The organism is Pseudonocardia hispaniensis (assembly GCF_042658695.1).
In the GTDB taxonomy this organism is placed as follows: Bacteria; Actinomycetota; Actinomycetes; order Mycobacteriales; family Pseudonocardiaceae; genus Pseudonocardia; species Pseudonocardia hispaniensis.
In genome coordinates this window covers 1-8615 of record NZ_JBHSQW010000013.1, presented here as the reverse complement: position 1 = coordinate 8615, position 8615 = coordinate 1, and the positions used below count along the sequence as shown (strand labels likewise).

At 73.2% G+C, this 8615-nt stretch carries 9 protein-coding genes and 1 pseudogene; 6 read left to right on the top strand and 4 right to left on the bottom strand.

Annotated features, from left to right (window positions below):
• The first annotated feature begins 507 nt into the window (after positions 1-507).
• From ACFQE5_RS06325 to ACFQE5_RS06305, 5 genes are all read left to right on the top strand, one after another.
• Positions 508-1377 (top strand): glycosyltransferase, encoded by an 870-nt coding sequence (locus ACFQE5_RS06325; protein WP_379583819.1) that lies wholly within the window; start codon positions 508-510, stop codon positions 1375-1377.
• A 133-nt stretch (positions 1378-1510) separates the two neighbouring features.
• On the top strand, positions 1511-2212 hold the full coding sequence (locus ACFQE5_RS06320) for an energy-coupling factor ABC transporter permease (protein WP_379583821.1): 702 nt from the start codon (positions 1511-1513) through the stop codon (positions 2210-2212).
• The gene (locus tag ACFQE5_RS06315) at positions 2209-2577 is read left to right on the top strand and encodes a PDGLE domain-containing protein (RefSeq protein ID WP_379583817.1); all 369 of its coding nucleotides are present in this window, start codon (positions 2209-2211) and stop codon (positions 2575-2577) included. The genes ACFQE5_RS06320 and ACFQE5_RS06315 overlap by 4 nt, the downstream gene beginning before the upstream one ends.
• Positions 2578-2583: 6 nt before the next feature.
• Complete coding sequence (gene cbiQ, locus ACFQE5_RS06310; RefSeq protein ID WP_379583814.1) at positions 2584-3348, top strand: cobalt ECF transporter T component CbiQ; 765 nt, start codon at positions 2584-2586, stop codon at positions 3346-3348.
• Positions 3345-4124, top strand: a complete 780-nt coding sequence (locus tag ACFQE5_RS06305) for an energy-coupling factor ABC transporter ATP-binding protein (protein ID WP_379583812.1) — start codon at positions 3345-3347, stop codon at positions 4122-4124. The genes cbiQ and ACFQE5_RS06305 overlap by 4 nt, the downstream gene beginning before the upstream one ends.
• A gap of 66 nt (positions 4125-4190) precedes the next feature.
• On the opposite strand, the gene ACFQE5_RS06300 is transcribed toward ACFQE5_RS06305, so the two are convergent.
• The 3 genes from ACFQE5_RS06300 to ACFQE5_RS06290 all read right to left on the bottom strand — a co-directional run bounded on the left by ACFQE5_RS06300 (position 4191) and on the right by ACFQE5_RS06290 (position 6916).
• Complete coding sequence (locus ACFQE5_RS06300; protein ID WP_379583810.1) at positions 4191-5558, bottom strand: SPFH domain-containing protein; 1368 nt, start codon at positions 5556-5558, stop codon at positions 4191-4193.
• Between the two features lie 88 nt (positions 5559-5646).
• Positions 5647-6081, bottom strand: coding sequence for an NfeD family protein (locus tag ACFQE5_RS06295; protein ID WP_379583808.1), 435 nt, complete (start codon positions 6079-6081; stop codon positions 5647-5649).
• A 19-nt stretch (positions 6082-6100) separates the two neighbouring features.
• Positions 6101-6916: a DUF3097 domain-containing protein gene (locus ACFQE5_RS06290; RefSeq protein ID WP_449301264.1), complete on the bottom strand. Its 816-nt coding sequence runs from the start codon at positions 6914-6916 to the stop codon at positions 6101-6103.
• A gap of 173 nt (positions 6917-7089) precedes the next feature.
• Between ACFQE5_RS06290 and ACFQE5_RS06285 the strand changes: the two genes are divergently transcribed.
• Complete coding sequence (locus ACFQE5_RS06285) at positions 7090-7887, top strand: hypothetical protein (RefSeq protein WP_379583804.1); 798 nt, start codon at positions 7090-7092, stop codon at positions 7885-7887.
• Between the two features lie 214 nt (positions 7888-8101).
• Here ACFQE5_RS06285 and ACFQE5_RS06280 read toward each other — a convergent pair.
• Positions 8102-8615, bottom strand: a pseudogene (locus tag ACFQE5_RS06280) (hypothetical protein); the annotation flags it as partial.

The window sequence follows — 8615 nt, the reverse complement described above, 5'->3', positions numbered from 1 at the left end:
GCAATCGCCGGCAACACCACCTCCAGGTTCCGCGCCTCGTTCCGCGTCGGAACCACCACCGACACCCGCGGGTCATGACGTCGCATCGCTGATCTCCCCATCGCCGCACCGCTCGGATGCACACGCTCGCCGGAGTCGGACAGCGTCCCCCGCGCCCGACCGTCACTTCGAACATTCGCCATCACGAGCCTTATCTGCCCGGCCGCCGACTTCGTTACGTGATCGTTCTCGCGCGTCGGTCGCACCGTTCGGGGTATTGCTCCTGCGGCGTATGGTGATCTTGTGCCCGCGCGGCCGGCCGGTGACCGCGGATCGTCGCCGCGTGGTCGTGCCGCATCCCACGAGCGGCCCAACCGAGGTCATCGCTGGCGGAATCGTCCGGAGGGGTACGGTTTGGCCGAACTGCCGGACGAAGGCCACCCGGCCCGCAGCCGGACACGGCCTCAGGACGGCCCAGCCTGCCGATCTGTGTCGTCCGGCACCAAGCGCACAGAGGGGGGTTGCGCGATGTTGCCGCAACCGAGCGTGTCCGTCTGCATCCCGGTGTACAACGGGGAGCGGTTTCTCGCGGAGACGATCCGCAGCGTCCTCGACCAGACGTACCGCGACTTCGAGCTCGTGCTGCTGGAGAACGCCAGCACCGACGGCAGCATGGAGGTCATCCGCTCGTTCGCCGACCCGCGGATCCGCGTCGAGCGCAACGCCACGACGCTCTCCCAGCCCGACAACTGGAACCGGGTGATCGAGCTGTGCCGGGCCCCCCTGATCAAGCTCGTCTGCGCCGACGACCTGCTGCACCCACGCTGCCTGGAGCTCCAGGTGGGCCCGATGGAGGCCGATCCGGGGCTGGCCGTCGTCGCGGCCCGCCGGCACATGATCGACGAACAGAGTCGGGTGATCGTCCCCCGGCGGGGCCTGGGCGGCCTGCTGGGTGTACGCACGGGTGTCGAGGTCGCCCGCAAGGTCGTTCGCAACGGCGCGAACCCGATCGGTGAGGCCGGCGGCGTGCTGTTCCGCCGCGACCACTTCTTCGCCGCGGGCGGCTGGCGCAGTGACCGGCGCTTGATCATGGATCTCGACATGTGGCTGCGGCTGCTGCAGTACGGGGAGTTCCTCGGCCAACCCGAGACGCTCGCCGCGTTCCGGATCGGGCGCGGCTCGGTGTCCGCGGAGAACGAGCAGGCCATCTACGAGGAGCAGCGGCTGTTCACCGAGGAGCTCGGCGAGTCACCGTACTTCCAGGTGCGCGGGATCGATCTCGCCATCGGCCGGATGCTGGCCCCGGCGGGGCGGGCCCGCCGGCAGGCGCTGTTCGCGATCTCCCGGTTCAACGCCCGCAAGCAGGACCGCACGGCCGCCGCCGAGCTCGCCGACTGATCGGACCGGCCGCCCTGCCCGACCGGACCCGCCGCTTGTCGCACACTCTTTGCGATAGCCTTTCGGTCGTGTTTACCTATGCATGCGGCCCGGCGGGGCCGCGTCATGGGAGGAGCGGTTCGTGATCGTCGCCATGCATATGAGTGACGGGCTGGTGAACGCGCCGACCTCGCTGGCCTTCGGCGTCGTCGCGGCGTTGGCGCTGGCGGTCGCGCTCAGCCGCGCCCGCGCGGATCTCGACGACCGAACCGCCCCGATGGCCGGGCTGGTCACGGCGTTCGTCTTCGCCGCCCAGATGATCAACTTTCCGATCCTGCCCGGCGCGAGCGGCCATCTGCTCGGCGGCGCGCTCGTCGCGATCCTCGTCGGCCCCTGGGTCGGCAGCCTGGCCATCGCGATCGTCCTGGTCGTGCAGTCGCTCCTGTTCGCCGATGGCGGGATCACCGCCCTCGGCATGAACATCATCAACATGGCCGTGCTCGGGGTGTTCACCGGATATCTCGTCGCTCGAGGACTGCGCGCCCTCGCGGTGCGCGGCCGGGGTGGTTTGCTGACCACGGCGTTCGTCGCCGCCTTCGTCAGCACCGTCGTCGCCTCGCTGGGCTTCGTCGCCGAGTACGCGATCGGCGGAGCCGCGGGCGCCTCGCTCGGCACCGTGTTCGGCCTGATGATCGGCATGCACACGCTGATCGGCCTCGGCGAGGGCATCATCACCGCCGCCACCGTGGGCGCCGTCGCCGCCGTCCGCCCGGACCTGGTCTACCTGCTGCGCGCAGCGCCACAACCCATGGTCCGCCACGGCCGCGCCGACGCCACCGAGGGGAGCACCCGGTGAACCGCACCAGCGCCCCCCGGACCTCGAGGTTCCTGCTCGGATTCCTCGCGGTGGCGCTCCTGGTCGCCGGCGGTCTGTCGTACTTCGCCAGCTCGTCCCCCGACGGGCTCGACAGCGTCACGCTGCACGGCTGCCAGGTGACCGAGACCGCCGACGGCGAACACCTCGACGGGCAGTGCCTCGCCCAGAACGCGCAGGAACACCCCTTCACCGCAGGCCCGTTCGCGGACTACACCGTGCGCGGCGGCGACGCAACGGTCGGCATCGCCGGGGTCATCGGCGTCGTCGCGACGCTGGCGCTGGCCGGCGCACTGTTCTGGGTGCTGCGGCGGCGCGGCCCGAACCCGCCCGGCCGAGAGGACTGACGCCGGGTGGGCGCCGGTCACGCGCATCCGTTGTACCTGCCGCGCGCATCGGCGGTGCATGCCCTACCGGCCGAGGTGAAGATCGTCGCGGCGTTCCTCGGCGTCGTCTGCGTGGTCGCGACGCCCCGCGAGGCGTTCCCGGTGTTCGGCGGCTACCTGCTGCTGCTCGCCGGCCTCTGGGCGATCGCCCGCATCCCCCCGGGCTGGTTGGCCCGGCGCGCGCTCATCGAGACCCCGTTCGTGGTCCTGGCCATCCTGCTCCCGATCACCGGCCCGGACCCGCGAATCGAGTGGCTCGGGCTGTCGGTGTCCGAACCCGGCCTGCTGGGCGCCTGGAACATCCTCGTCAAGGGCACACTCGGCGTGTTGACCTCGCTCACCCTCGCCGCGACCACACCGCTGCCGGAGTTGCTGCTCGGCCTGCAGCGGCTGCGCGCCCCGGCGCTGGTGACCACGATCGCGACACTGATGCTGCGCTACGTCGATGTCATCGCCGCCGAGGCCCGGCGGATGCGCCTGGCCCGGATCGCGCGCGGCCACGATCCGCGGTTCCTCTGGCAGGCCGGCGCGACCGCGCGCGGGATCGGCAGCCTGTTCATTCGCTCCTACGAGCGCGGTGAACGGGTGCACCTGGCGATGCTCTCGCGCGGTTGGACCGGTGAGCTGCCCCGGCTCACCGACCGGGAAACGACCCGGCGCGAGTGGCTGCGCGGGCTCGCTCCGGTCGTCGTGGCCGCGGCGCTGGCCTGCACCGGGTGGGTGATCGCGTGACGCGCGCACCGGATCCGGCTCCCGCGGCGGCCGCCGAGCCGACCCGTCGGCTCTCGCTCGCGGTGTCCGGGCTGGCCTTCGCCTACCCCGACGGAACGCAGGCCCTGCGCGGCGTGGACCTGAGCATCGCCGCCGGTGAGCGGGTCGCCCTGCTGGGCCCCAACGGCGCGGGCAAGACCACCCTCGTGCTTCATCTCAACGGCATCCTGAGCCCGGGGCACGGGTCGGTGACGGTCGGCGGGCTCGCCGTGACCAGGGCGAATCTGCACGAGATCCGGCGTCGGGTCGGGATCGTGTTCCAGGATCCCGATGACCAGCTGTTCATGCCGACCGTGCGGGCGGACGTCGCCTTCGGCCCGGCCAACTTCGGGGTGCGCGGCGCCGCGCTCGACGAGCGGGTACGCGCCGCGCTGGACGCGGTCGGGATGGCCGAGCACGCCGACCGCTCGCCACTGCACCTGTCCGGTGGGCAGCGGCGTCGGGTCGCGCTGGCCACCGTGCTGGCCTGCGACCCGGAGATCCTGGTGCTCGACGAGCCGTCGTCCAACCTGGACCCGGTGGCCCGCCGCGAACTCGCCGAGGTGCTGCTCGGGCTCGACCGCACGATCCTGATGGTCACCCATGACCTGCCGTATGCGCTGCAACTGTGTCCGCGCAGCGTCGTCATCGACGGCGGTGCGGTGGTCGCCGACGGCCCGACCCGCGAGCTGCTGGCCGACGCCGACCTGCTGCGCCGCCACCGCCTCGAGCTGCCCTACGGGTTCACGTTGTCCTGACCGGGCCGGCTCAGCCCGGGCGGTCGGGCAGGCGGTGCCGCCGGCGCAGCCCCCTCGGTCCTGCGCCTACCGCTGCGGCGGGGGCGACGGATAGCCCGGGCGCGGACCTTCCGGGCCACCGCCCGTGTGCCCGTCGGGCAGCTGCGGGGCGGGTCCGGGATAGGGGCTCGGGTTCTGCGGGCCCGCCCCGGCCGGGGGGGCGGGTGGCGCGACCGGAGGCGGCAGCTCGCGAGTCGGGGCATCGGCGCCGCCCGGCTGCAGCGCCGCCGGCGGCTGGTGATCGGCCTGCGGCACGGCCCTGCGTGCGGCGGCGCGCTCGGCGCCCAACGCGGGCAGCTGCTGGCGAGCCTCGGCGGTCGCGTCCGCCACCTGCCGGGCGATCTCCGGGTCGCTGGAGGTGTCGAACCAGTCGTGGATCGATTCGTCGTCCTCCTCAGGACGACTGTGCACCCCGTCGTCGGGGCTGGGCTGGTACCGGAACACCCCGTCCTCGCCGGGTGCGCCGAGCATCCGGGTGAAGCCCTCCAGCGCCTTGCCGAAGTCGCTGGGCACCAGCCAGACCTTGTTCGCGTCGCCCTGGGCCATCTGTGGAAGGGTCTGCAGGTACTGGTAGGCCAGCAGCTCCGGGGTGGGCTTGCCCGCCTTGATCGCGGCGAACACCTTCTCGATCGCCTTGGCCTGGCCCTGGGCCTGCAGGTAGCGGGCGGCCCGCTCACCCTGCGCCCGGAGGATCCGGGACTGCCGCTCGGCCTCCGCATCGAGGATGGCCGCTTGCTTCGCGCCTTCGGCGGTGAGGATCTGCGACTGCTTCTGCCCCTCGGCGCTGCGGATCGCCGACTCCCGCTGGCCCTCGGCGGTGAGGATCATCGCGCGCTTCTCGCGGTCGGCCTTCATCTGCCGCTCCATCGACTCCTGGATCGACGGCGGGGGGTCGATGGCCTTGATCTCGACCCGCGCCACCCGGATCCCCCAGCGGCCCGTGGCCTCGTCGAGCTCACCGCGCAGCACCGTGTTGATCTGGTCGCGGGAGGTGAGCGTCTCCTCCAGCGTCATCCCACCGACGACGTTGCGCAGGGTCGTGGTGGTGATCTGCTCGACGCCGATGATGTAGTCGGAGATCTCGTAGACGGCGGCCTTCGGATCGGTCACCTGGAAATAGACGACCGTGTCGATGTTGACGGTCAGGTTGTCCTGGGTGATCACCGGCTGCGGCGGGAAGGAGACGACCTGCTCGCGCAGGTCGATCCGCTCCCGGATCTTGTCGATGAACGGCACCAGGAAGCACAGCCCCGGTGGTTGCGTCGTCTTGTAGCGGCCCAGCCGCTCGATGACCGCCGCGGTGGCCTGCGGGATGATCTGCACCGCCTTGACCACCGAGACCACGACCAGCACCACGATCAGGACAACGACGATGAGCACGACCGCACCATCCACCTGATCCCCTTCCTCGGCTCTCCGCAGCGCGCTGCGGCTGCCCACTCGTCGCATATGTCTGTGTGGGCCGCACGGTAGCGGCCGCTGCTCAGCCCTCGGCGAGCACCATCGCCGTCGCACCGGTGATGGCCACGATCCGGACCCGCGTCCCCGCCTCGATCACCTGCCGGTGGTCGACGGACCGGGCCGACCAGACGTCACCGTCGATCTTGATCCGTCCGCCCTGGTCGCCCTGCACCCGCGCGAGGACCACCGCTTCCCGCCCGATCAGCGCATCGGAGTGCATCGCGGTGGTGTCGACCGTGCGGGCCAGCCTGCGACGCAGCGGCGGGCGGACCGCGAGCAGCAGCAGCACCGCCGCCGCGCCGAACACGAGGGCCCCCACGACCGGGCCGGCGCCCAGCGCCGAGGCCAGCGCGGCGATGAGCGCGCCACCTCCGAGCATGAGCAACACGAACTCACCGGACAGCACCTCCGCAGCGACCATCACGACTCCGGCGATGAGCCAGATCACTGCGGACATGCCCCGATCCTGCCAGAGATCACCCTGCCGCCGTCACGAAATCGATCAGTTGCTCGACCGCGCCGATGAGCGGCGCCTCCAGGTCCCGGAAGCTGCGGACCGCGCCCAGCACCCGGCGGGCCCCGTCGGCGGGCTCGCCCCAGCGCAGCGCGGCGCAGACCCCGCTCTTCCAGTCGGTCCCGCGCGGCACCGCGGGCCATTCGGCGATCCCGACGACCGACGGCTTGACCGCCTGCCAGACATCGACATAGGGGTGCCCGGTGACCAGCACGTCCGGGCCGGCCACCGCGCGGGCGGCCCGCATCTCCTTCGACCCGTCCACCAGATGGTCGACCAGGATGCCGAGCCGCCGCCCCGGTGACGGGCCGAACTCGCGGACGGCCCCGGCGAGATCGTCCATGCCGTGCATCGGTTCCACGACGACTCCCTCGACCCGCAGGTCGTGGCCCCAGACCGTTTCGAGCAGGGCAGCGTCGTGGATGCCCTCCACCCAGATCCGGCTGGCCCGCGCGATGCGAGCGGGCGCGCCCTGCACCCGCACCGAACCCGAAGCCGAACGGGTGGCCCCGGTGGGCGCCGCGCGCGGCGGCACGAGCGTCGCCGGCGCGCCCTCGACGAGGAAGCCGCCCGCCCGCAGCGGGAACACCCGGTGCCGGCCGTGCCGGTCCTCGAGGGTGACCTCCCGAACGTCGACCCGCACGACGGCCCCGCAGAACCCGCTCGCCGGGTCCTCGACCACCAGACCGGTCGCCGCGGGTACCTCGCGGATCGGTGTGCGCACCCGGTTGCGGGTTCCGTCGGCGGCGAAGGCGCCGCGGTAGTCGTGTGCATGCAGAGCCACCCGGTCCTTGTACCGGGCCTGCGCGTGGCTGTCGGGGACCGACACGCTCGGCGACGAGAACGACTGAATCGGCCGATGCCGACCCGGCGCCGCGGTGACGGAGCGTCATGGCGCTCACCTGCGCGGCGGGCGTGTCAGGCCCGGGGTCGTTCGTTAGCCTTGCCCACGTGCCTTGTCCCTCAGCGATTCTGACCGTCTGGGCCTCGGCGTGGCTGGCCGGAGCCGCCGCACCCGACGACGTCATCGACGCGCTCGAGCCCTGGGCCCAGGCACACGACGTGCTGGTGGCCGACCCGGTGACCGCCGCCGCGATCGACCTGCCAGGGCCGGGTGAGCGGGCGTCGTCGGTGACGTTCCTGCTGGGTGCGCTGCGGCGGACCGCGCCGCGGGGGCGCGCCCGGCTCGTGCTGCCCGCCCCCGGTGACGTCCGCGGGCTGCCCGGACCCGGCTCGTTCAGCCGCGCGGCGACCGCCGCGGGCGAGGGCGCCCTGTTCGTCGATGCGGGCCTGGGCGTGGTGCCGACTCCCCTCGCCGACGGGGTGCTGCGGTGGATGATCTACCCGGTGTCCCCGTCCGCTCCGATCGCCGAGTACGTCGCCCTCGGCTACGCCGAGTACGAACTGCGCGAACAGGTGCGCCAGTCCGCGTCGATCCTGACCTCGCTGGGTGTCGCCCGGCACCGCCCCGGGGTTCGTGAGGAGATCGCCGCCGCCCTGCGGTCCCGGCCCCGGTCGCTGTGGCCCGCCGGGATGCCCGGCCAGGCGCTGCGCGTGCTGCAGCACGCCGACGAGGTCGCGGCGATCCTCGCCGCGGCGGCGGTGGACGAGCCCGGTGGCGCGCTCTCCGCCTCGGCAGCGGCCGCCCGCCGGGAGGCTCTGCGCCCCATCGAGACCGCGGTGCGGGTGGCCCGCCGCGCGGCGGTGGCCGAGGCCGTTCGGGTGCTTGCCTCCAGCCCGGTCGCCTGAGTCGGTCGCCTGAGTCGGTCGCCTGAGTCGGTCGCCTGGGTCGGTCGCCTGGGTCGGTCGCCTGAGTCGGTCGCCTGGGTCGGTCGCCTGGGTCGGTCGCCTGGTCCACCGACGGCCCAGCGTCCACAACAGGATGGCTCCACAACGTCCTCGCGAGGCCACCGCCGGCAACAGGATGGCTCCACAACGCGGTGCTCGGCCGTCCTGGCCCGTCTCATTCGGTCGGGCCGTCCGCTCCGCCCAGGGCACGGACGAGGGCGCGCAGGTCATCCGGGTGCAGCGGCCGCGGTGCCGTGGCCCGATCGAGCTCGGCGCGTAGTCGTTCCACCTCGGCATCCGCGCGTCCCCGCAGCGCGGCCTCCCGCTCGGCGCGGTCGCGGGCCGAGCGGACCTGCGCGGTGAGCTCGGCGCGGTCGCGGTCGCGCTGGGCGGCAAGCTCCGCCGTCGAGCGGACGGCGGCGTCGCGCTCGCCGACGACCCGCTCGTGGGAGGCCACCGCGGCGTCCCGTTCGGCCAGGGCCGCGGTGGTCTCGGCACGCGCGGCGGCGAGCGCGCCGCGCAGCTCGTTCGCCTCCGAGCGCCCGGTCTCGAGCGCGACGCGCAGCTCGTCGGCCCGCGCCCGGGCGGCGTCGCGTTCCCCGGTCGCCTGCTCGGCCGCCACCGCGGCGGCGCGGGCGTCGCGTTCAGCGGCGACCGCGCCGTGCGCGGCCCCGGCGGCGCGGTGCTCG